Below are 20,747 nucleotides of genomic sequence, written 5' to 3' on the forward strand. Positions count from 1 at the left end.
GCCGCCGCGCCTGTCAAAAAAAAGGCCCCGTTGATCTTGCACAACGGGGCCCGCAGGGGAGCAGGTGTGCTGCTCGGTCTTACTGGAACTTGTAGGAGACCCCCAGTTCGTACATGCGGCCGTAGCGTTCCCAGGTCAGCACCTGGCGCGGGTCGTTGTTCTGGAACGTGGTGAAGGTCTTGTTGGACAGGTTGGAACCCTGCGCGATCAGGGTCAGCCCCTTCAGCGAGCCGGAGTCGAAGCTGTAACTGACCTGGGCGTCGTAGGTGCTGCCGCCCTGGATGGTCTGCTCGATGCGGCTGGCGCTGATGCCCGACACGCGGCCCAGGAAGCTGGAGCGGTAGCTGTCGCTGATGCGCGCCTCGAAGCCCTCGTGCTGGTAGTACAAGGTGCCGTTGGCGACCCACTTGGACAGGCCCGGCACGGTGATCGGGTCGGAGTTGCCCGGGTACACCAGCGAGCTCTTGGTGCGGTTGCCGGTGACGATCACGCCGAAGCCGTTCAGCGGCTGGGCGATCAGGTTGAACGGCAGGTTCAGCGTGAGCTGCGCGCCCTTCACGTAGCCGCGGCCGTCGTTGGTCGGGCCGGAGACGGTGCCCAGCGTGGTGCCCAGCTGGCTCAGCTGATCCGGCGTCAGGCCGAACGGCAGGAACGAGCTGAAGTCGTACAGGTAGGCCGCGTTCGGGTTGATGTAATCCTTCAGCTTGATGAAGTAGCCCGACAACGCGACGTAGCCGCCGCTGCCGCGGCACAGGTCGGAGTTCTTCTGGTCGGCGGAGCTGCACTCGTAGCTGTTGCCGCCGGAGAAGTAGTGCTCGTAGCTGACGTTGTAGTTGTCGGCCATGGTCGGCTTGAGCTTGGCGTTGCCGCCGGACGAGCTGAAATAGGCCTGGTTCGGGTCGGTGCTGGTCAGGTGCGTGATGTTGCCGCTCACCGCCATGCTGGCGTTCATCTGGTCCATGCGCGGGCGGGCCATGGTGCGTGCGGCGCTGACGCGCAGATCATCGCTGGCGGTGAGGCCGAAGATCAGGTTGGCGCTGGGCAGGAACTTGTTGAAGCTGGTGCTGCCCACCACCGGGATCAGCGTGATCGCATTGCCGGTGACCGCGCTGCCCGGCGCCACGCGCTCGCCGGTGGCGCGCTGCGAGGTGTGCGAGGCCTGCACGCCGAAGTTGCCGCGCAGCCCGACGTCGCCGAGGTAGGTGTCCAGGTTGAACTGCACGAACGGGGTGAAGGTCTTCTCGCGCACTTCCCAGTTCGGCGGCAGGTTCAGCGAGGAGCCGAAGGTCGGCACGCTCTGCAGCGTGCCGCTGTCGAGCAGGTTGAACGGGTTGTAGCAGAGCTGCGAGGCCACGCCCATCCACGCCAGCGGGCTGCACGGTGTGCCGCTGAACGGCGCGGTGGTGACCGCGGTGCCGCCGCTGATGGTGCCGCCGCCCAGGGTCAGGAAGCTCTGGTCGATGTGGTAGGTCTTGTTGCGCGTGCTGTGCGCCACGCCGAATTCCACGCTGGCGATCGGGCCGCTGGCGAAGCTGCGCTGCGCGGCGAGGCGCAGGTTGGCGAGGTAGTCGACGGTGTGCGGCGCGTTGATGAAGCCGGCCTGCACCACGTCGTTGCCGCCGCCCCAGCCTTGCGGATCGGTCAGCACGACGCCCTGGGTGTAGTCGAGCGTCGGGAAGAAATAGAACAGGCCGCTGTCGATCTGGTTGAAGCCGATCGTGTCGAGTGCGCCGTTGGCCGCCGTGAAGCCGGTGCCGGAGTAGCTCTCCAGGTTGATGTCGTCGCGGGTGGCGCGCGAGTAGTTGACGTCGGCGTCGATCGACCAGTTCTCGTTGATGGTGAACTGGTTGTCCCAGTTGAAGTTGTAGACCCGCGCCTTGGTGCGGTTGTAGTCGTTGCGGATCACCGGCTTGACGTTGGTGTACGCAGCGCTGGTGATGAAACCGTCCTGCACCGTGCCGCCCGGCTGCAGCTGCGCGGAGCTCCAGAACAGCGGGAACTCCATGCCCTTGGCCTGCTGCACTTCCTTGAAATCGTCGAAGGTGAGGTCGACGGTGCCGGTGTAGTGCTCGTTCGGCCGCCACTGCACGGTGGCGAGCAGGCCGCTGCGCTTCATCGAATCGGTGATGCCGTAGTTCTTCGAGCCGCCGATGACGTAGTTGCCGTTGGCGTCGGTGGGGTAGCCCCACGGCTGCTGATGCTCGATCTGCGACGGGCTGTCTTCCAGGTCCACGCCCAGCGTCACGCCCAGCGTGTTGTTGGCGAACTGGTGCACCCACACGCCGTTGACGTTGTGACCCTTGTTGCTCACGCCCGGGCCGTCGGCCAGCTGCGACATGCCGTTCCAGATGTAGCGCGCGTTGATCGCCGCCTCCGGGCCGTTCTTGTCCAGCGGGCGGATGGTATGCATGTCCACCGTGCCGGTGAGACCCTGGCCGATCAGGTTTGCCGATGGCGACAGGTGCACCACCACGTTGTCGAACCAGCTCGACGGGTACTGGTCGAACTGCACGTCGCGGTTGTTGGAGGTGGACACCTGCTGGCCGCCGTTGATCAGCGCGGTGGAGAAGTCCGGGCCCAGGCCGTGGATGGTCAGCACCTGCGGACGGCCGCTGACGGTCTGCACGGCGAGGCCGGGCAGGCGACCCAGCGCATCGGCGATGGACACGCCCGGCAACTTGCCGACCTGCTCGGCGGACACCGCCTCGACGATGGTGCTGGCGTTGCGCTTGAGCGCGGTGGAGTTCTCGATACTGCTGATGAAGCCCTTCACCTCGACTGCCTGCAGCTGCTTGGCGTTGTCCTTGGCGGAGCGGCGGCGATCCTTGTCGGCCTTGGTATCCGTCGTGGTCGCATCCTGGGTCTGGGCGTCCTGGGCCTGGGTGTCCTGCGCAGCGGTCGCGCTGCTGGCCCGCGGGGCGGCAGCGTGGGCAGGAATGAATGCGCAGAAACCGACCGATGCCAGCGCCAAGGCAAGCACGTTGTGTTTGAGTATCACCGTTGTCCCCTCCCAGGGTAAGTACTGCAGGTCTTGTGACGATCGTGATGGTCTGTTCGGAACTCGCGGGCCGCTGCCGTCGAACATGCGGCGGTCGACTCCGTGAGGCCGATGTTAGGACGGCTGCGTCGGAGCGAGCCGTTCATGCATACGTATTCATTCTGCTGCGCCGCGTCGCAAGGCCTCGCCCGGGGCGTCGCGGCCTGTCGAAGCGGCATGTCTGCGCCAGACGCTGCGCGTCGATGCCGGAGCGGCGCGAATGCAGGCGCGGCGCGGCGTGCGCCGGTTCCGGCCGCTGTTCGTTTGGACGTCCAAACGCCGTGGTAGCCACTGATGCTGCGTAGCGGCAGCGGCGATCCATGAATACGTATGCACGATCGCGGCGGGCCTGTCTGCAGCCGCTAAGCTGCTCGCCAACCCCGACAGGTTCGCCACGCGGCGTGTCCTGCAGCCCCGGGTGGCAACGGCATGGACAGGCGAATGAGCAATGCCCCGTGGTGGCGTGGCGCCATCATCTACCAGATCTACCCGCGCAGCTTTCTCGACACCGACGGGGACGGGGTGGGAGATCTGCCCGGCATCGTCGAGCGGCTCGACTACGTGGCCGAGCTTGGCGTGGACGCGATCTGGGTGGCGCCGTTCTTCAAGTCGCCGATGGCGGATTTCGGCTACGACATCGCCGATTACCGCGAGGTCGATCCGCTGTTCGGCACGCTGGAGGATTTCGACCGCCTGCTGCACAAGGCGCACGGGCTGGGGTTGAAGGTGATGATCGACCAGGTGCTCAGCCATACCTCGGCCGAGCACGCATGGTTCCGCGAAAGCCGGCAGAGCCGCGACAACCCGAAGGCCGACTGGTACGTGTGGGCCGACGCCCGGCCCGACGGCACGCCGCCGAACAACTGGCTGTCGCTGTTCGGCGGCAGTGCATGGCAGTGGGAGCCGCGCCGCGGCCAGTACTACCTGCACAACTTCCTCGCCTCGCAGCCGGACCTGAACTTCCACCACCCCGACGTGCGCGCGGCCACGCTGGACAATGTGCGTTTCTGGCTGGACAAGGGCGTGGACGGCATCCGCCTGGACGCGATCAACTTCTGCTTCCACGACCGCCAGCTGCGCGACAACCCGCCCAAGCCAAGCGAGCAGCGCGTGGGCCGCGGCTTCAGCCCGGCCAATCCGTACGCGTTCCAGTACCACTACTACAACAACACGCAGCCGGAGAACCTGGGCTTCCTCGCCGAGCTGCGTGCGCTGATGGACGGCTATGCCGACGTGGCGGCGCTGGGCGAGATCTCCTCGGAGGATTCGCTGGCGACGATGGCCGAGTACACCATGCACGGCCGGCTGCACATGGGCTACAGCTTCGAGCTGCTCACCGAGGATTTCAGCGCGGCGCACATCCGCGGCACGGTGCGCCAGCTGGAGGCGCAGATGACCGAGGGCTGGCCGTGCTGGGCGATCTCCAACCACGACGTGGAGCGCGTGCTCAGCCGCTGGGGCAACGGCGATGCCTCGGCGCAGCTGGCCAACCTGTTCACCGCAATGGTCTGCTCGCTGCGCGGCTCGGTGTGCATCTACCAGGGCGAGGAACTGGGCCTTACCGAGGCGGACGTGCCCTACGAATCGTTGCGCGATCCGTACGGCATCGCGTTCTGGCCGCAGTTCAAGGGCCGCGACGGCTGCCGCACGCCGATGCCGTGGAGCGACGAGGACGCGCAAGCCGGTTTCAGCCATGGCATGCCGTGGCTGCCCGTGCCCGAGGAACATCGCGCCCGCGCCGTGGCGCAACAGCAGGGCAACCCGCAGTCCGTGCTCAACGGCTTCCGCACCTTCATGCGCTGGCGCCAGGCACACCCGGCACTGCGCTGGGGCGACATCGAATTCCTCGATGCGCCCGAACCGGTGCTGGCCTTCCTGCGCCGGCTGCAGGGCGACACGGTGCTGGTGGTGTTCAACCTTGGCGCGTCGGCGTGCGAGGTGACATTGCCGCCGCTGCCCGGCAAGCCGTCAGCGATCGACGGCCATGGCCTGCAAGCCGGCACGATGCACGGTGGCGCCCTGCACCTGCCCGGCCATGGGGCGTGGTTCGCGCGTCTTTCCTGACCGGCCGCACGCCCCGCGCAGGAGCCCGCTCGCGGGCGATGCCTTTCACATGCCGAATCTCGCCGCAAGAGCATTGCGCGCGAGCGGGCCCCTGCGGTGGCGGACACGACAACGCCGCGCCGGCGACCGGCGCGGCGTTGGGTAAAGGCGCTTACTTGCGCTGATCCGCCGTGGCCTCGCGTGCGGCGCGGAACTCCGAGTCCTTGCTCCAGCCCGGCCACTGGTCCGAGTTCGCCAGCTGGCTGCCGACGGTGTAGAGCAGTTGCAGGTCGCGCGCCATGCCGGTGAACGGCCAGCTCGCCTGCCACTCGTCAGAGGGCTGGTGGTAGTGCTTGGCGGTGTATTCCTTGTCCGCCGCCTCGCCCGCCTTCAGGCCGCCGTCGATGCGGTCGCTGCCCGAGCCGAACGACACTGCCGGCACGCCGCGCTTGGCGAAGGAGAAGTGATCGGAGCGGAAGAAGTAGCCCGCTTCCGGATGCGAGTCCGGCGTGTAGACCATGTGGAACTGCTTCGCGTCGGCGGTCAGATCGTCCAGCAGGCCGAGCTTGGCGCTGCCGGAGATGGTGAAGTCGCGGGTGGGGCCCTGCGGGTCGAGCGCATCCATGTTGATCACGCCGGTGGTGGTGGCCAGCGAGTACAGCGGATGGCTGGCGTAGTACTCCGAACCGAGCAGGCCCTTTTCCTCGGCGGTGACGTTGAGGAAAACCACGCTGCGCTCCGGTTGCGGCGCGTGCGCGAAGGCGCGGCCCATCTCGATCAGCGCCGCGGTGCCGGTGGCGTTGTCCACCGCGCCGTTGTAGATGCGGTCGCCGGTGGCATCGGGCAGGCCGACGCCCAGGTGGTCCCAGTGCGCGCTGTAGATCACGGTCTGGTCGGGGTGCCTGGAGCCGATCACGCGACCGACGATGTTGTGCGAGGTGATCACGCTCTTGTCGACCTTGAAGTTGGCCGACAGGCTTTCGCCCTTCAGCGCGATCGGCTTGAACGCGCGCGTCTGCGCGAGCTTCTTGGCGCTGTCGAAATCCAGCCCCGCGTGCTTGAACAGCTGCACCGCCAGGTCGCGCTGGATCCAGCCTTCCAGCGGCACGTGCGAGTCGCCCGGCTTGTCGCGCACGATGTCGAACATGGTGTTGGTATTGGAGTTCTTCACCGTGGCCCAGCCGTAGGAGGCCGGCGCGGTCTCGTGGATCACCAGCAGGCCCAGCGCGCCTTGCCGCGCGGCTTCCTCGTACTTGTAGGTCCAGCGGCCGTAGTAGGTCATGGCCTTGCCGCCGAAGTCGCCCTTGCCGGTTTCGAAATCCGGATCGTTGACCAGCACCACGGCGATCTTGCCGTGCAGGTCGACGCCCTTGAAGTCGTCCCAGTTGCGCTCCGGTGCCTTCACGCCGTAGCCGACGAAGACCAGCGGCGCGTGGCTGATGTCGATCGCGCTGGCGCCGTTCATCGGCGCGCGGATGGCGATCTGTTCGCCCTGGGTGAGCGGCTCGCTCTTGTCGCCCAGGGTCAGGCTGAGCGAAGGCTTGCCGATGATCTCGCTGCGCAGCAGCGGCACGGCCTGCGTCCACAGCCGCTTGCCGTCCTTGAGGTCGCCGCCCGGCTGCAGGCCGGCGGCCTTCATCTGCTCGACCACGTAGTCGATCGTGCGCGTCTCCGCCGGCGTGGCCGGACCGCGGCCCTCGAAGGCATCGGAGCTCAGCGTCTTGACCTCGTCGGAAAGTCGCTGCGTGCTGAAGGTGGGGACATCGGCAGCCTGTGCGCCGGCACAGGCGCCGATGATGAGCGCAGAGAGAATCAATCGCTTCACGGGCAATCCATCACGTGGGGGAGGGAAGCCCGATACTAGTCAACAAGCCGGTACCGGTCCATGTCCCGGCGGATGCCCGCGGCGCCGGCTGTGCTCAGTCGATGCCGATCACCTTGCCGCTGTGCGCATCGATGCGCAGCTTGACCTTCTTGCCGGCGGGGTTGTCGGCCTTGGCCTTCCAGATGCCGTCGTCGTAATCCACGTCGTGCACGTCGGTGTAGCCCTGGGTCGACAGCGCCGCTTCCACGTCGTGCTTGCTCAGCGTGGAGACTTGCGCATCCGGGTAGATCTGGCCGGTGCTGGCGTCGACGCGCACGTCCAGGTCGTTGCCGTCGGCGCTGTCCGCCTCGGCCTTCCACATGCCGTCCTTGAACTTGAGGTCGTGCACGTCGGTGTAGCCCTGGGCGGTGAGTCGGGCGCGCACCTGCGCTTCGGTCAGCGCCTGCTGCGCGAGCGCGCTCTGGAAAACGCCCAGCGACAGCGCGCCGATGCTCAGGGCCAGGACCAGGGAGGGGATCGTCGGTTTCATGGCGCACCTCGTTGCTTGCGGAAAGCTCCGAGTCTTGGGTGCCCGACGAAAACATGCGGTGAATGCGGGCGTGAATCCCCGCCAACGGTTCAGCAACGTGAGGCGCCGCACCGCAAACGCGACGCCGCCGCCCGGTGGAGTGCCGGACGGCGGCGCGCGGGTGGATCAGACGGTATTGATCAACGCAGGGTTGATCAACGCGCGCACATCAGAGCGCGGCGTCCTTCAGCTTCTTCAGCGGGCGCACCTTCACCTTCACCGTGGCGGGCTTGGCGGCAAACACCTGCTCTTCGCCGGTGAACGGGTTCTTGCCCTTGCGCTTCGGCTTGGCGGCAACCTTCACGGCGTTGATCTTGAACAGGCCGGGCAGGGTGAACTGGCCCACGCCCTTCTTGTGCACCGAGGCGAGCACGGCCGACTCCAGGCCGGCGAGCACGGCCTTGACCGCCTTCGCCTCGACGTTGGCCTGCGCGGCGATGTGGGCAATCAGCCCGGACTTCGACAGGCTCTCGCCCAGCGGCTTGACCGGCGCGGCGGACTTGGCGGCGGCAGGCTTGGCAGCCTTGGCGGGAGCTTTCTTGGCAGTGGTTTTGGTAGCCATTAGTTGATCTCGATAGTAGGAAACCCCGGCTTTCTGGGCTCGGAGGCCTTGCGGCCCGCACAATGTAGCGAAATTTTAGGGGTTTGACGCAACTGTCGCGCCCCGCGCGCGATATTTTTTTTCGCGGCGCTGCGGATGCGGCAGCGCACGATGCATATCGGCGGGCTTGCGCGCTCCCTCATTCACGCCCACGGCACGCCGCATCGGTATGCTCCCCGCACACTTCCCACCGGTGCTTGGCCATGACGAAACGCTCCGCGACGCGCTGGCTGGCTGGACGCCTCACGCGTCGTCGCGCACATGGCCTGCGCAGGTCACGATGGGCGATGCTGCTTGTGCTTGTGCTTGTGCCCGTCGCGTGGGCGGCGACGCCGGTCACGCTGCGCTTCTCCGGCGCCGTGCCGGGCAACGCGCTGCCCGGCGGCTGGAAGGCGTACGCCATGTCGCGGCACCGTCCGATGGCGCCGATGGCGATCGTGCGCGACGGCACCGACAGCGTGTTTCGCATCGACGCCGATCACGCCGCCGGCGCCATCGCGCATGCGCTGGATCTGCCGGCCGCCACCACGCTCAACTGGCGCTGGAAGGTCGACCACAGCGTGGCAGCGGCGGACATGTCGAAGAAGAAGGGTGACGATTTCGCCGCGCGCGTCTACGTGTTCTTCGACGTGCCGCTGTCCAGCCTGTCCTGGCTGCAGCGCATGAAATTGAAACTGGCCCGCCGCACCCTGGGCCACGCGATGCCCACCGCGGCGCTTTGCTACGTGTGGGACAACCGCCACCCGATCGGCACCATCGCCCCCAGCCCGTACTCGCCGCAGATACGCACCATCGTCCTGCAAAGCGGCAACACGCGCGCCGGCCAGTGGCAAGTGCAAGATCGCAATCTCGCCGCCGATTACCTCGCCGCATTCGGCCGCCCCGCGCCGCGCATCACCGGCATCGCACTCTCCGCCGACACCGACAACACCGGCGGTCACGCGCAGGCGTGGTTCGGCGACGTGACGCTCACGCCTGCCGCACCACCGCCCGCGGCCAAGTAGTTTTTGCAGTGTCGACTCGACCGTGCAAGGCGGGCAGTGCGCGCCCTGCGGTTTGAAGCACTACCGCGCCTGCACCGTTCAGGCTGGGCGTAGCGCCGCAGGCGCGATGTCGAAGCCGCGCGCCAGCCCCACCCTTAGACTCCGCCGCTGCGCGGCTACGCTCAGGGTGAACGGTGTCGGCAGAGCCGACGGCGCAGGGCGGGCATCGCCCGCCGGCTGTCCTGCCGCCGAACCCTGATTCATGTTGCTTGCCTTACGGCTTCGGCTTGCTCCGGCGGCGCGGCTTGGCTTGCGCGGCGACGATCAGTTCCTGCAGGTAGGCGATGCCTTCTTCCTCGGGGAAAAAGGCCACCACGTCGGCCACGCTGAGCCCGTGGCGTTTGCGCAGGGCCAGGAACTCCTCGCGCGCCACCGACAGGCGCTGCGCGGCGGCGGCTTTCTTGCCCAGCGGTTTGGCCGGTGTGGGGGCGGGTGCGGGGGCGGGGGTCTTGCGTTCGAGTTGGGCGAGTTCTTCCTGGAACTGGCGGAAGTCGTATTTCGAGGAGGTCATCGGGACACTTGTCGGGGCGTGGTCCGTGCATTTTCGCATGGCCACCGCGCCGGCGGCTCGCGCCTTCAGGCGGCGCTGCGCGTGCCCCGGCTCGTGCCGGCGGACAGGCTGCGGTGACGTGCCGCGGCATATGCCCGGGAAAAACGGGCGGCGCAGCTGTCGTCCTTCGTCACCTCGGCCGCGGCTGCGACGACGCCAGGCACGGGTTCGCCAGCGGGCGTCGGCTGCGGCTGGCCGGGGCGGGCATCCCGCAAAGCCTGCAGCAGCGCTTCCTCGCCGGCCTGCTCGGTCAATGCCATGCGGCACGCAGCGTGGCGCAGCAGGAAATGGATCGCCAGCTCTTCCGGCGAGTTCGGCGCGGTGCGATCGATGACTTCGTCCATGGCTGCTTCTCGATGACGGAACCGGGGCGGTTCACTGAGAGCAACAGCAGAAACCGTGCCAAATGAGAACTGCGTCACAGAAGGGGGCGTTGCCAGCCGAAAATCCTCCCGCTACTCGGCAGAAGATCACGACGGACCCTCACCGAGTGGATCGCAGAGAGTCCAGACACCCGGCCGACAGAGTGGTGGACATGGAATGCCCCGCGAGCTCTACCCGCAACGCTGGGCTGGTACTACGGCACGGCCTGCGCCCCACACATGATCGAACCGCACCGCTTGCAGGCTGGCGGCATTGCGCCTCGCCACGAGGTTATGGCCTACGCGCCGGTCTACGACTACGGCATCCCAGCATGGTGCGGCGATCCTGACGAACCGCCCGAGTTCGACGCAAGCCTGCTACCTGCGCGGGCATGGCCGGCTGCTGCCGGCGGAGCGCCGCGCCCGGCCCGTGGAACCGCGCACCCGCTACCGGCACGCATCGAGCCGATGGCGTGAGCGCTAAGGAGGCTTACCTGTCGAACATGAGACTTCCGTTGCGGTGACCGACTGGATCGGAGACGGATACACCGCCGCCGTATTTTCCAGTATCCGGCTGGACGTAACGGTGTTGGATCGCTTTGAGCCGCTCACCAAAAAGTTCGCGGAGCTCTAATGCTTTCGGTGTGACGTGCGTGTTTTTTACCCGTCCTAAACAATAGGCACCGCAAGCAACAGGCATGAGGATGGCGGAAGTAATTAGATCGCAAACTTGGAGCCCTGCATGGTTGTTGCTGTCACCAAAGAGGGGGACTTCTTCTAAGCGTGGGTACTTTTCCGCAAAGCCGTGTTTTTGTGTGAACAGGGAGTGAGCGACCTTGCTGTTGAGACTTTGGGTTCTAAAGTCGGCAACGCATACGCCGTGCGAGTTCCTGAACTCTAGGTAGTTGTCGAAAGCGGCGCATAGGGATTGAACAGAGAAGGTGTATACGGCCGTGTGCTTGATCGGGGTTGCGGGCTCTTTGATCCATACGCGGCTGACTAACTTACAGTCGTGTTTCTCGACAAGATCAAGAATTTGACCAAGGAACAAGCGCGCTTGACGGCGCTTATTTCGGGGTTCGGCTAACGCAGATTTTTTGATGGATGCACCTTTTACTTCGGCTAGCATCCAATCGAAGTGATGTTTGCTCTGGATGAGCTTGGGGAAGAATCGTCGTTTCGCTGCTAAGTATTCGGCAGTGAATGACCGAACCCTGTTTGATTCGATGATGAGTCCGGCAAGGATGAAGACGGGCTGGTCGTTGTGCCCCGCAGGATCACTTAGGGAGGCTAGGTCGCCAGCCTCATCTACGTACATCAGGTGCATCCGTTCTCCCCTTCCCCCGTTGCCACAGAAACAACTACGGCCACCAGAGGTGGCCGTAGGATTTGCCGCCCAAGTTTCCTTGAGACAGCGATAGCAATTTCATTGCTAGATGAAGCGTACCTAGCACTGGGGCTGGTTTCAACCTTTGGTTGGATTTTTTTCTCAAATTTTGCGGAAGCGTTCATCCCGCGTTGTCAGACGCAGGCTGGACACAACGACTTAGCCCATCCGACGAGGATGGGCTAAGTCGTTGAATCCGATGGTGGCCGGGGACGGAATCGAACCGCCGACACGGGGATTTTCAATCCCCTGCTCTACCAACTGAGCTACCCGGCCGGGAACCTGGCGATCAAGCACAACCGGGTGGGTTGCCGTTGATGCGTGGAGCCGTGCATTAGACCGAAAGTGTGCGGAATCGTCAAGACGCGGAGGGCGGCGGGGTGAAGCCGGCGGCATGGTCGACGTCGCCGCCGAACAGGAATTTCTCCATCTGCTCGCCCAGGTACTGGCGCGATTTCGCGTCGAGCGGGTTGAGCCGGTATTCGTTGATCAGGGTGGTCTGGTGGGCCAGCCATTGCTGCCACGCGGGCTTGGAGATCTCGGCATAGATGCGCTGGCCGAGGGGGCCGGGCCAGGGTGCGAAGTCGAGGCCTTCGGCGTCGACGTGGAGCTTGCTGCAGTGGATGGTGCGGCTCATCGGTTCATTCCTGTGCGCCCGCGCGAAAAGCGCGCGGGTACGGCGGGGGAGTGTGCGATGCGCGCGGGGTCGGGTCGCTGATCTGCGGCAAGCGGAGTGGCCGACGCGGCGCATTCGCGACGAGTGCGCATTATCGGCGATGGGCGCGGGCTTGTCGCGCGGGGGTGTGTGACAAGCCCCCGGCGGTGGCCCGGTGTGCGGTCAGGCGGCCTGCTTGCCGTTGGCGGAGGCGAACACCTGGTCGGCCCACTGCGTGGCGCCCAGGTAGATCGAGGCCATGCTCATGATGCGCTGGGGCGTGGCCATGCCGCTGGTCATTTCGCCGGCTTCCCAGGCGATGATCTGCTTGAGCAGGGTGCCGTACGGGCCGCTGCGGTCGGTCAGCGCGTCGCTGACTTCCGGCACCAGCCGCAAATGGCTGAGCAGGAAATCCATCGGTGCGCACATCAGCGTGTCCAGCAGCGAGAACAGACCCACGGTGAAGGCGGTTTCGGGCGAGATGGCCGAGTTGCCGGCGGCGAATTTCTCGCACATGTGCGCACGGATCAGCGCCGCGCGCAGCAGCTCGGGCGGGTGGTCGTCCATGCCGCACAGGGACATCGTCTCGATCCAGTTGCGCATGCGCGTGACGCCGAAGAAGATCGCCGCCTGCTGCACCGACTTCAACTGGCGCGGCAGGGCGAAATAGGCGGAGTTCACGCAGCTGAGCAGCTTGTAGCTCAGCACGGCGTCGTCGCGGATGATGTTGCCCAGTTCCACCGGCCCGGGGTTCTTTTCCTGCAGCGCGCCCATCAGCCGCAGGATGCTCATGCGGTTGGCGGTGAGCACCGGTACGGCGACGGGCTGCGGGATCAGCAGGAACCGTCCCTGGATCGCCTGCACCTGCAGCTCCAGGCAGCGCTCGTAGGTGGGGTGGTCGTTGACCTGGCCGATGACCACGCGGATGCCGCGGGCGAACAGGTACTCGGTGCGCTCCTTCAGCGTCTCCGGCGTCAGCCGGCTGGCGTCCAGCCGCACCAGTTGCACGATCTGCAGCAGCGCCTGCAGCTGGCGGCTGCTTTCCGGGTCGATGTCGCCGGCTTCCAGCAGCAGCTGGCAGCCGCGTTCGGCCATCTGCTGCAGGCGCTTCATCAGCGCCGCGTCGTCGGCCACCGAAGGTTGCAGCACCACGCCAAGGCGCGGCTGGTGCAGCAGCACGTCGGAGTCTTCGGGCAGCAGTTCGGCGGGCAGGTTGAGGAAGGCGCGGTTGCCGCGCACCAGCCGGGTCAGCGCGCCGTCGGTGATGGTGGAGAGCACGCTGCGCAGCAGGTTCTGCTCGTCACCCGGCTCGCAGTGGAAGACGATTTCATAGGCGAACAGGTTGCGCTCGCGGTCGAGCATCGGCGTGCGCAGCACCGGCAGCGGCGTGGCCAGCGGAACGAGTGCCGAGGCGGGGGGCTGTTCGGCGGCGCTGGCGTGGTTCGGGGAGGCGACGGGGGAGGCGTGGAGATTGCTCATGGTCGGTCATCGCATCGGTGCGGGGCCAGCCGGCGCCGGCCGTGTGGTCAGTGGGGGTGTCGCCTGCGGGGACAGGTGGCAGCGAAGGGGTGGGATGTCGCGTTCATGCGGCGGCCAGCGATTTGGAGCGCAGGCTGCCGTGCAGTTCGCCGCCGCTGCCATAGAGTTCGCCTTCGCCGGCGTGGCCGGTGAGGATGGCCAGCGCCTGGCGCAACTGGGCCAGCCGCTGGTTGACCAGGCTGCCGTTGCGCAGGTTCAGCGCGTGGCAGTGGCGCAGCACCTGCAGGATCTGCGCCCAGCGCGATTCGCGCGATGCGTCGCTGACCGGCTGCTGGCGCTGCAGCAGCCGACGGTCGGCGTCGAGTTGCTCCAGTTGCTGCATCAGCGCCTGCTTGCGGTTGCCCGCCGCGTCCAGCGCTGCCGCGTCGGCGATGTCCAGCGCGGCACGCTCGGCTTCCAGCGTGGTCTGCAACTGCTCGGCACGCTGCTGCATCTCGTCCAGAACGGACGCGAGCGCATCGTTCAGTTCGTGCTGCAGCGGCTGCCTCATGCCTTGTCCGTGCCGCCGAGTTGCTGATCCATCGCCAGCAGGCGTTCGGCGATCTTGCCGGCGTCGATCTTGTAGCTGCCGTCGGCGATGGCCTGGCGCACCTGTTCGACGCGTTTGGCGTCGATCGGCGAGGCGTCGCCCAGCCGGGCGACCTCCTGCAGTGCCCGCGCCGAATCGGTCAGCTTGAGCTGATCGGCGTTGCGTGGCGCCGCGACCGAAGCCTCCGGCGCGGCGGCTGCATTGGCCGAGGTGCCGCTGCCCGTGCCGCTGCCGGCCTGCGGCAGCTTCGGCAAACCGTTGTTGGTAATCGTCGTGTTCATTGAACCCGTCCCGCTGGAGTGTGCCCTGTGACTGGATAATCGGCCGCTGTCCGGAAAACTTTAGCAGCCCGTCGAAAAATCGACCGGGCCGCGACCGTCGCTCGCGCCGTGGCGCAAGTGACTGATTTTCATGGTTCGAATGAGGGGTGTCGGTTTCATGGCAGGGCCACCACCACGCCCGGCGCGCTGACCATGGCGTCGATCACCCGCCCCGATGCCGCGTTGCGCACGCGCAGGCGGGCGCCGTTGTCGCCGCTGCCCAGCGCCACGCCTTCGGCGCGCACCGAGATGCCTTCGAGCTGCGCCAGCACCTGCACGTGGTCGCCCGCGCGCACCATGCGTCGCCCGCCCAGGCTGCCGGGACTGAGCACGCTGCCGCGCGCCAGTGCGCGCGAAAGCGTGCGGCCGGCGATCTGGTCGAGGTTGTCCAGGTAGCCGTAGCCGAGGCGGGTCACGTCGCGTTGCTCGACGTGCACGTCGGCGGCGCCGATGCCGTCGCCGCGCAGCAGCGCGCGGCTGCTTACCAGCACCTGGCGAAACACCTGCAACTGGATCGGCACGCGCACGATCCAGCCGCCGGGCTGCGGGCACTGCACCGGCACGGTCATGCGCGAGCGCGGCTGTGCCTGTTCGGAAACGAGCGCGCGCAGCGGCTCGCTGCATGCGTCCAGTTGCAGGCGCGTGTCCAGCGGCTCGGTGCTGACCACGACGCGGCTGCCGGGTCGGCTGTAACGATCTTGCATCGCCTGTTCGGCTGCCGCGCGCACGCTGTCGAGCGACTGCGTGGCAGCGGCATGCGCGGTGGCGCTGCCCAGCAACGCGACCAACCCGACGGCGGCGAGGGCGGCGCGCAGGGTCATGCGTCGGCCAGCAGGGCGTCGAGCTGGGCGAGCAGGGCGTCCTGGCCCGCTTCGAGTTCGCGTGCCACGGCGCCGGCCTGGTCGAGTTGCCCGGCGCCGAGCAAGGTGATGAAGCGCTGGCCCTGTTCGCCCAGTTGGGTGCCGGCATCGCCGAGCGCGGCGCCGTTGTCGCCGCCGCGACGCAGCCGGGCGAGCCGCTGCACGCCGCTGACCAGGGCGTGGGTGTCGAACCAGCGCCGGTCCAGCGCGGCCGGTTCGAGCAGGGCCAGGCTCATCGCCTGGCGCAGGTTCATGGCCGCTTCGCGCACGGTCAGGCTGAGGCTGGCCGGGTCGTTGCCGCTTTCGCCTTCCAGCCAGTCCAGGCCAAGGCGATGCGCCAGCAGGGCAGCGCGATGGAGCGATTCGGATTGGCGCCGCGCCTCGCTGCTGCGTCGCTGCGAAGCGCCCAGTGCCGCCTGCGCGGTGGTGGCGCGCGCGTGTTGCGCGTCGTGACCCTGTTGCAGCTTGCGGATGCGTTCGCTGGCGGTACGCAGGGTGGCGCTGCCTTCGCCCAGCTGGTTGCTGCACTGGCTCACGCCGACCTGGGCGCGCTTGAGCTGCTGCAGGCCGTGGTTGACGTCGCCATCGAGCTGCAGCGAGAAGTCGCCGATGGAGACGGTGACGGTCTCGATTTCAGTGGTGGTCAGCGCGGTTTTCTCGGCCAGCTGCTTGACCTCGTCGGCCACCACCGCGAAGCCGCGCCCGGCCTCGCCGGCGCGGGCCGCCTCGATGGCGGCGTTCAGCGCCACCAGGTTGGTCTGATGGGCGATCTCCTGCACGGCGCCGGTCAGCTTGCGTATCTGCGCGACCTGTTCGGCCAGCTTGCTCTGGTTGCGGTTCATTGCGCTGAGCGCACTGCGCAGCAGGCGCAGCTGGCCGTCCAGCTCGCTGACGCCGTCGGCGCCGACGCTGCCGGCGTGGCTGGCCTGCTCCAGGTCGGCGCCCAACTGCTGCAGGGCCGTCGAGATCCCGGCGCTGCCATCCGTCAAGCGATCGACGCTGGCGCGGCTTTCGGCGGCGGCCTGGTCCAGTGCGGTCTGCTCGCGCGCCAGTTGTTGTGCGGCGCCGAGCACGAGGCCTTGCTGTTCCATGGTCTGCAGCGCCACCGCCGACGGCGGCCGGCTGGCGGCGCGCGCCAGCAGCGGCGCCAGTACCGCGGCGGTGCGCGGGTGGCGGTGTCGCAGCACGGCGAGCTCGGCGTCGTCCCCTTGGGCGGCGGCTTTCACCAGGGCGGCAATGTGCTGTTTGAGAAGAAAGCTCATGGTGCTGGCGTCGACTCGCAAAGGAATGGAATGGCTGCTGCATCGGCCACAGGTGTCGAAGCTTGAGCAAGCAATCCGCATGCCAGTGGGTGCGGCGATGTGATCACCCCACCACTGGGGGCGGGCTTTGCCGGCTAAAGGCGGAGCATGCCCGGCCGATAGCGCAGCAGACGGTCGCGTGGCGGCCGCGCTTGCCGAGGGAGGCCGCATGGCCGGCACATTGCTGGAGAAAGTGGAGCAGCACACGCGGCTGGCCGGGCACAACCGGGTGGCGATGCTGTTGTTCCGGCTGGGCGACCAGCAGTTGTTCGGCATCAACGTGTTCAAGGTGCGCGAGGTGCTGCGCCGACCGCCGATGGAGCGCCTGCACGGCGTGCACGAGTTGATCGCGGGCAGCTGCGATTACCGCGGGCAGACCATTCCGGTGATCGATCTGGCTGCCGCGCTGGGTTACGCGCCGCTGCGCGAGGTGGAATCGGCGCACCTGATGGTGACTGAGTTCAACCGCTCGGTGCAGGGTTTCCTGGTGGCCGACCTGCAGCGCATGGTGCACTGCGCGGGCGACGCGATGGCGGCGCCGGCCAGTGCGCTGGGGTTCGGTTCGCGGGTGAACGCGGTGACCCGGGTCGATGGCGCGCTGCTGGCGGTGGTCGACGTGGAGCACGTGCTGGCCAGCATCGACGCACCGCCGGCCGAGCTGTCGGCGGGGCTGCAGCGCGAGGCCAGCCATCGTTCGCTGGCGTCGCGGCGGGTGATGGTGGTGGACGATTCGGGCATCGCGCGGCGGCGGCTGGTCAACCTGTTCAAGCAACTGGGCACCGATTGCGTGGTGGCCAAGGACGGGCGCGAGGCGCTGGAGCGGCTGCTGGAGCTGGCCGCGGGCGACCCGGCGCAGGCGATCGAGCTGGTGGTGTCGGACATCGAGATGCCGCGGCTGGACGGCTATGCGCTGACCCGCGCGATCCGCGAGGCGCCGACGCTGCGCCGGATCAAGGTGCTGTTGCACAGCTCGCTCAGCGGCATGTTCAACGAGGGCATGGTGAAGGAGGTCAAGGCCGACCGCTTCGTGGCGAAGTTCCACCCCGACCAGCTGGCGCAGGCGGTGATGGAGTTGCTGCCCGAACCCGTCGCCGCGCCGCAGGCGGCAACCGGCTGACGCCGGGCGCGCGGCGCCGGGGCCGCGTCAACAAACCGTCTTTCGCCGCGGCATCTGCCTGACGGCGCCGCGCGACATGCGCGGAATTCGAGCTGCCGCAAGGCTTCCCGGCCCGTGGCATGCAATTTGCCTTTCGCTTCCGTGCAGCAGTGCATGCGGAGCGAAACGATGAACCCGTCCACCCCCAATCTGTTCGGCATCCATACCCAGGCGCTCGACCTGTGGCAGCGCCGTACCGAAGTGCTGGCCAACAACCTGGCCAACGCCGACACGCCCGGATACCTGGCGCGCGACGTGGATTTCCGCAAGGCGCTGGCTACGGCCAGCGGCGCGGCCAACGGCGTGGCGCTGGAAACCGATGCGCCGGGCCAGATCGGCAGCGCCGGCCGCAGCGCCGAAGCGCTCGCCTATCGCGTGCCCACCCAGCCCAGCATGGACGGCAACACCGTCGATGCGCAGGTGGAGCAGGCCGCGTTCGCCGCCAACGGCGTGCACTACCAGGCCAGCCTCTCCTTCATCACCGCGCAGATCCGCATGTTGCGGATGGCGATCAACGGAGGCCAGGGCTGATGTCGATGTTCTCCATCTTCAACGTGGCCGGCTCCGGCATGGCCGCGCAATCGACCCGCCTCAACACGGTGGCCAGCAACCTGGCCAATGCCGACAGCGTCGCCAGTTCGCCCGAAGCGGCCTACCGCTCGCGCGAGCCGCTGTTTGCCACCATCCGCAGCCAGCAGGGCGCCGGCGACACCAGCGCGAACGGGGAAGGCGTGCAGGTGCTCGGCGTCACCGAGAGCCAGGCGGCGATTCCCAGTCGCTACGAGCCGGGCAACCCGCTGGCCGACGCCGATGGCTACGTCTACGCCAGCAACGTCAATCCGGTCGACGAGCTGGTCAACATGATTTCCGCTTCGCGCTCCTACCAGAACAACGTCGAGGTCATGAACTCGGCGCGCCAGCTGCTGCAGAAGACCCTGGATCTGGGCAAGTGAGGCGCCGGCACATGAATCACCTTCAGTCCGCCACGAGGAACCACGCATGAGCGACATGGCGATCGGCAATGCCGCCAGCGCGGCGAAAGCCGCCGGCCTGGGCAAGGAAAAGACCCTGGGCCAGGCCGACTTCCTGAGCCTGCTGGTGCAGCAGATGCGCAACCAGGATCCGACCAAGCCGATGGATTCATCGCAGATGGTCAGCCAGTTGGCGCAGATCAGCCAGGTCTCGGCGACGCAGGCGTTGCAGGCCTCGTTCGACGACCTCGGCAAGTCGCTGCAGGGCAACCAGATCCTGCAGGCGAGCGGGATGATCGGCCGCGATGTGGTGGTGCCCGCCGAGGCCGGCACGCTGGCCGCGGGCGGCATGGACGGCGCGGTCAACGTGCCCGACGGCGGCGGCCAGGTGTTCGTCAAGATCACCGACGCCAGCGGCACCGTGCTGCGCACGATCGACCTGGGCAAGCCCGCGGCCGGGCTGGTGCGCTTCCACTGGGACGGCATCGGCGACAACGGCGAGGCGCTGGCGCCGGGCACCTACGGGCTGGCCGCGCAGGCGGGCAATACCGCCGTGGCGACTTACGTCAGCGGCAAGGTCACCGGCGTGGGCATGACCGGCGCCGACGGCACCTATCTGGACGTGGATGGTTTTGGCGGGGTCCTGCTGAGTCAGGTCGCACAGATCAACTGACGACCTCAAGGGTCGCAACCGAACGAGGAAATGCTCCGATGGCATTCAACATTGCACTGAGCGGTCTGAACGCCGCCTCGAAAGATCTCGAGGTCACGGCCAACAACATCGCCAACACCGGCACCACCGGTTTCAAGGGCTCGCGCGCGCAGTTCGCCGAGCTGTTCAGCGCGGCCGGCCCCAACTTGAGCTCCAGCCAGGTCGGCAGCGGCGTGCGGCTGACCAACGTGGCGCAGCAGTTCACCGCCGGCAGCGTGGAGACCACCAACAACAGCCTGGATTTCGCCCTGAGCGGCGAGGGCTTCTTCACCATCCGCGACGGCAAGGGCTACTCCTACACCCGCGCCGGCGCCTTCCAGAAAGACCAGAACGGCTACGTGATGAACGCCAACGGCCAGCGCCTGCAGGTGTTCCCGCCGGTTGCCGGCGGCGGCTTCGACACCAGCACCATGACCGACCTGCAGCTGTTCACCGCGCAGAACGCGGCCAAGGCCACCAGCTCGGTGCAGATGGCCTTGAACCTGCCTTCCGACGCCACGCCACCGGCCACCGCCTTCGACCCGCTGAACGATCCGTCCAGCTACAACCAGGCCACGCCGTTCACCGCCTACGACTCGCTCGGCGCCACCCACAACGGCGTGGTGTATTTCGTCAAGGACGCGGCGGCCAACGTGTGGAACGCCAACCTCTACATCGACGGCACCGCGGTCGGCACGCCGCAGACGCTGACCTTCGGCAGCAACGGCAGCCTGGTTGCCCCGGCCAACGGCCAGCTCGCGTTCCCCGCCGCGGCGGTGAGCCCGGGTGCCGATCCGATGCAGCTGACCCTGGACATGACCAAGGCCACCCAGTTCGGCAACGCCTACGCCGCCAGCGCGATCAACCAGGACGGCTATCCCACCGGCATCCTGTCCAGCATCGACGTGTCGCGCGAAGGCGTGGTGCAGGCGAAGTATTCCAACGGCCAGAGCACCGCGCTGGGCCAGCTGGCGATCGCCCAGTTCAGCAACGAACAAGGCCTGCGCCAGCTCGACAACACCAACTGGGCGGCCTCGTACGACTCCGGCACGCCGGTGATGGGCGCGGCCGGCAACGGCACGTTCGGCAGCGTGCAGGCCGGCGCGCTGGAGGCCTCCAACACCGCCGACCTCACCGCGCAGCTGGTCAACATGATCAAGGCGCAGCGCAACTACCAGGCGAATGCGCAGGTGATCTCCACCGACAACCAGCTCACGCAGACCATCATCAACATCCGCAACTGAGGAGTGAGGAACAAGGAGTGAGGAGTGAGAGAAGGCGGCTTTCTCTCTTTTCTCACTCCTCTCCA

General features: G+C 67.2%; 20 protein-coding genes and 1 tRNA gene. 7 read left to right on the plus strand and 14 right to left on the minus strand.

Translation table 11 applies throughout. The features are described from left to right. Positions 1-79: 79 nt before the first annotated feature. On the minus strand, positions 80-2,998 hold the full coding sequence (locus ACVCMG_RS14850) for a TonB-dependent receptor (RefSeq protein ID WP_395119899.1): 2,919 nt from the start codon (positions 2,996-2,998) through the stop codon (positions 80-82). 480 nt (positions 2,999-3,478) lie between these two features. Here ACVCMG_RS14850 and ACVCMG_RS14855 point away from each other — a divergent pair, with 480 nt between their 5' ends. Beyond that, positions 3,479-5,101, plus strand: a complete 1,623-nt coding sequence (locus ACVCMG_RS14855) for an alpha-glucosidase family protein (RefSeq protein WP_395119898.1) — start codon at positions 3,479-3,481, stop codon at positions 5,099-5,101. A gap of 151 nt (positions 5,102-5,252) precedes the next feature. Here the strand turns inward: ACVCMG_RS14855 and ACVCMG_RS14860 are convergent, their stop codons facing one another. The 3 genes from ACVCMG_RS14860 to ACVCMG_RS14870 form a co-directional block, all read right to left on the minus strand. Continuing rightward, positions 5,253-6,905 carry a M28 family metallopeptidase gene (locus ACVCMG_RS14860; protein WP_447114466.1) on the minus strand — a complete coding sequence of 551 codons (1,653 nt, stop codon included), beginning with the start codon at positions 6,903-6,905 and terminating at the stop codon, positions 5,253-5,255. Between the two features lie 94 nt (positions 6,906-6,999). Continuing rightward, positions 7,000-7,434: a PepSY domain-containing protein gene (locus ACVCMG_RS14865; protein WP_447106546.1), complete on the minus strand. Its 435-nt coding sequence runs from the start codon at positions 7,432-7,434 to the stop codon at positions 7,000-7,002. A gap of 208 nt (positions 7,435-7,642) precedes the next feature. Then, on the minus strand, positions 7,643-8,035 hold the full coding sequence (locus ACVCMG_RS14870) for an HU family DNA-binding protein (protein ID WP_395119894.1): 393 nt from the start codon (positions 8,033-8,035) through the stop codon (positions 7,643-7,645). A 326-nt stretch (positions 8,036-8,361) separates the two neighbouring features. Between ACVCMG_RS14870 and ACVCMG_RS14875 the strand changes: the two genes are divergently transcribed. Then, on the plus strand, positions 8,362-9,078 hold the full coding sequence (locus ACVCMG_RS14875) for a DUF3047 domain-containing protein (protein WP_447106545.1): 717 nt from the start codon (positions 8,362-8,364) through the stop codon (positions 9,076-9,078). Between the two features lie 253 nt (positions 9,079-9,331). Here ACVCMG_RS14875 and ACVCMG_RS14880 read toward each other — a convergent pair whose 3' ends face one another. The 10 genes from ACVCMG_RS14880 to ACVCMG_RS14925 all read right to left on the minus strand — a co-directional run bounded on the left by ACVCMG_RS14880 (position 9,332) and on the right by ACVCMG_RS14925 (position 16,581). Then, positions 9,332-9,628, minus strand: coding sequence for a 2-hydroxyacyl-CoA dehydratase (locus ACVCMG_RS14880; RefSeq protein ID WP_447106544.1), 297 nt, complete (start codon positions 9,626-9,628; stop codon positions 9,332-9,334). A gap of 65 nt (positions 9,629-9,693) precedes the next feature. Continuing rightward, positions 9,694-10,011, minus strand: coding sequence for a hypothetical protein (locus ACVCMG_RS14885; RefSeq protein WP_447106543.1), 318 nt, complete (start codon positions 10,009-10,011; stop codon positions 9,694-9,696). Positions 10,012-10,519: 508 nt separating this feature from the next. After that, positions 10,520-11,356, minus strand: coding sequence for a DUF3800 domain-containing protein (locus ACVCMG_RS14890; protein WP_447106542.1), 837 nt, complete (start codon positions 11,354-11,356; stop codon positions 10,520-10,522). Positions 11,357-11,616: 260 nt separating this feature from the next. Continuing rightward, positions 11,617-11,692: transfer RNA gene (locus ACVCMG_RS14895), tRNA-Phe, on the minus strand. Between the two features lie 82 nt (positions 11,693-11,774). Continuing rightward, the gene (locus ACVCMG_RS14900; protein ID WP_395119844.1) at positions 11,775-12,053 is read right to left on the minus strand and encodes an oxidative damage protection protein; all 279 of its coding nucleotides are present in this window, start codon (positions 12,051-12,053) and stop codon (positions 11,775-11,777) included. Positions 12,054-12,254: 201 nt separating this feature from the next. Beyond that, complete coding sequence (locus tag ACVCMG_RS14905) at positions 12,255-13,550, minus strand: EAL and HDOD domain-containing protein (RefSeq protein ID WP_395119843.1); 1,296 nt, start codon at positions 13,548-13,550, stop codon at positions 12,255-12,257. A gap of 103 nt (positions 13,551-13,653) precedes the next feature. Further along, positions 13,654-14,100, minus strand: a complete 447-nt coding sequence (locus ACVCMG_RS14910; RefSeq protein WP_447098316.1) for a flagella synthesis protein FlgN — start codon at positions 14,098-14,100, stop codon at positions 13,654-13,656. Further along, on the minus strand, positions 14,097-14,420 hold the full coding sequence (gene flgM / locus ACVCMG_RS14915; RefSeq protein ID WP_395119841.1) for a flagellar biosynthesis anti-sigma factor FlgM: 324 nt from the start codon (positions 14,418-14,420) through the stop codon (positions 14,097-14,099). Before flgM ends, ACVCMG_RS14910 begins: the two co-directional genes overlap by 4 nt. 155 nt (positions 14,421-14,575) lie before the next feature. After that, positions 14,576-15,280, minus strand: a complete 705-nt coding sequence (flgA, locus tag ACVCMG_RS14920; protein WP_395119840.1) for a flagellar basal body P-ring formation chaperone FlgA — start codon at positions 15,278-15,280, stop codon at positions 14,576-14,578. After that, positions 15,277-16,581, minus strand: coding sequence for a methyl-accepting chemotaxis protein (locus tag ACVCMG_RS14925; protein ID WP_395119839.1), 1,305 nt, complete (start codon positions 16,579-16,581; stop codon positions 15,277-15,279). The genes flgA and ACVCMG_RS14925 overlap by 4 nt, the downstream gene beginning before the upstream one ends. A gap of 208 nt (positions 16,582-16,789) precedes the next feature. Here ACVCMG_RS14925 and ACVCMG_RS14930 point away from each other — a divergent pair, with 208 nt between their 5' ends. The 5 genes from ACVCMG_RS14930 (at position 16,790) to flgE (ending at position 20,682) form a co-directional block, all read left to right on the plus strand. Beyond that, a complete protein-coding gene (locus tag ACVCMG_RS14930) occupies positions 16,790-17,737 on the plus strand; it encodes a chemotaxis protein (RefSeq protein WP_395119838.1) in 948 nt (315 codons plus the stop codon). Between the two features lie 168 nt (positions 17,738-17,905). Further along, a complete protein-coding gene (gene flgB, locus ACVCMG_RS14935) occupies positions 17,906-18,307 on the plus strand; it encodes a flagellar basal body rod protein FlgB (protein WP_447114467.1) in 402 nt (133 codons plus the stop codon). After that, complete coding sequence (gene flgC, locus ACVCMG_RS14940) at positions 18,307-18,729, plus strand: flagellar basal body rod protein FlgC (RefSeq protein WP_447114468.1); 423 nt, start codon at positions 18,307-18,309, stop codon at positions 18,727-18,729. Before flgB ends, flgC begins: the two co-directional genes overlap by 1 nt. A 46-nt stretch (positions 18,730-18,775) precedes the next feature. Continuing rightward, on the plus strand, positions 18,776-19,420 hold the full coding sequence (locus ACVCMG_RS14945) for a flagellar hook assembly protein FlgD (RefSeq protein WP_447114469.1): 645 nt from the start codon (positions 18,776-18,778) through the stop codon (positions 19,418-19,420). Between the two features lie 38 nt (positions 19,421-19,458). Beyond that, on the plus strand, positions 19,459-20,682 hold the full coding sequence (flgE, locus tag ACVCMG_RS14950) for a flagellar hook protein FlgE (protein WP_395119834.1): 1,224 nt from the start codon (positions 19,459-19,461) through the stop codon (positions 20,680-20,682). Positions 20,683-20,747: the final 65 nt, after the last annotated feature.

The organism is Rhodanobacter sp. UC4451_H18 (genome assembly GCF_052978225.1).

Bases quoted from the DNA above. Each gene is read 5' to 3' on its own strand.
- ACVCMG_RS14885 (WP_447106543.1), bottom strand. From the start codon at position 10,011: ATGGACGAAGTCATCGATCGCACCGCGCCGAACTCGCCGGAAGAGCTG.
- ACVCMG_RS14900 (WP_395119844.1), bottom strand. From the start codon at position 12,053: ATGAGCCGCACCATCCACTGCAGCAAGCTCCACGTCGACGCCGAAGGC.
- ACVCMG_RS14905 (WP_395119843.1), bottom strand. From the start codon at position 13,550: ATGAGCAATCTCCACGCCTCCCCCGTCGCCTCCCCGAACCACGCCAGC.
- flgM (WP_395119841.1), bottom strand. From the start codon at position 14,420: ATGAACACGACGATTACCAACAACGGTTTGCCGAAGCTGCCGCAGGCC.
- ACVCMG_RS14945 (WP_447114469.1), top strand. From the start codon at position 18,776: ATGAGCGACATGGCGATCGGCAATGCCGCCAGCGCGGCGAAAGCCGCC.
- ACVCMG_RS14870 (WP_395119894.1), bottom strand. From the start codon at position 8,035: ATGGCTACCAAAACCACTGCCAAGAAAGCTCCCGCCAAGGCTGCCAAG.
- flgB (WP_447114467.1), top strand. From the start codon at position 17,906: ATGAACCCGTCCACCCCCAATCTGTTCGGCATCCATACCCAGGCGCTC.
- ACVCMG_RS14880 (WP_447106544.1), bottom strand. From the start codon at position 9,628: ATGACCTCCTCGAAATACGACTTCCGCCAGTTCCAGGAAGAACTCGCC.
- ACVCMG_RS14925 (WP_395119839.1), bottom strand. From the start codon at position 16,581: ATGAGCTTTCTTCTCAAACAGCACATTGCCGCCCTGGTGAAAGCCGCC.
- ACVCMG_RS14855 (WP_395119898.1), top strand. From the start codon at position 3,479: ATGAGCAATGCCCCGTGGTGGCGTGGCGCCATCATCTACCAGATCTAC.
- flgA (WP_395119840.1), bottom strand. From the start codon at position 15,280: ATGACCCTGCGCGCCGCCCTCGCCGCCGTCGGGTTGGTCGCGTTGCTG.
- ACVCMG_RS14890 (WP_447106542.1), bottom strand. From the start codon at position 11,356: ATGCACCTGATGTACGTAGATGAGGCTGGCGACCTAGCCTCCCTAAGT.
- ACVCMG_RS14910 (WP_447098316.1), bottom strand. From the start codon at position 14,100: ATGAGGCAGCCGCTGCAGCACGAACTGAACGATGCGCTCGCGTCCGTT.
- ACVCMG_RS14930 (WP_395119838.1), top strand. From the start codon at position 16,790: ATGGCCGGCACATTGCTGGAGAAAGTGGAGCAGCACACGCGGCTGGCC.
- ACVCMG_RS14865 (WP_447106546.1), bottom strand. From the start codon at position 7,434: ATGAAACCGACGATCCCCTCCCTGGTCCTGGCCCTGAGCATCGGCGCG.
- ACVCMG_RS14875 (WP_447106545.1), top strand. From the start codon at position 8,362: ATGCTGCTTGTGCTTGTGCTTGTGCCCGTCGCGTGGGCGGCGACGCCG.
- flgC (WP_447114468.1), top strand. From the start codon at position 18,307: ATGTCGATGTTCTCCATCTTCAACGTGGCCGGCTCCGGCATGGCCGCG.
- flgE (WP_395119834.1), top strand. From the start codon at position 19,459: ATGGCATTCAACATTGCACTGAGCGGTCTGAACGCCGCCTCGAAAGAT.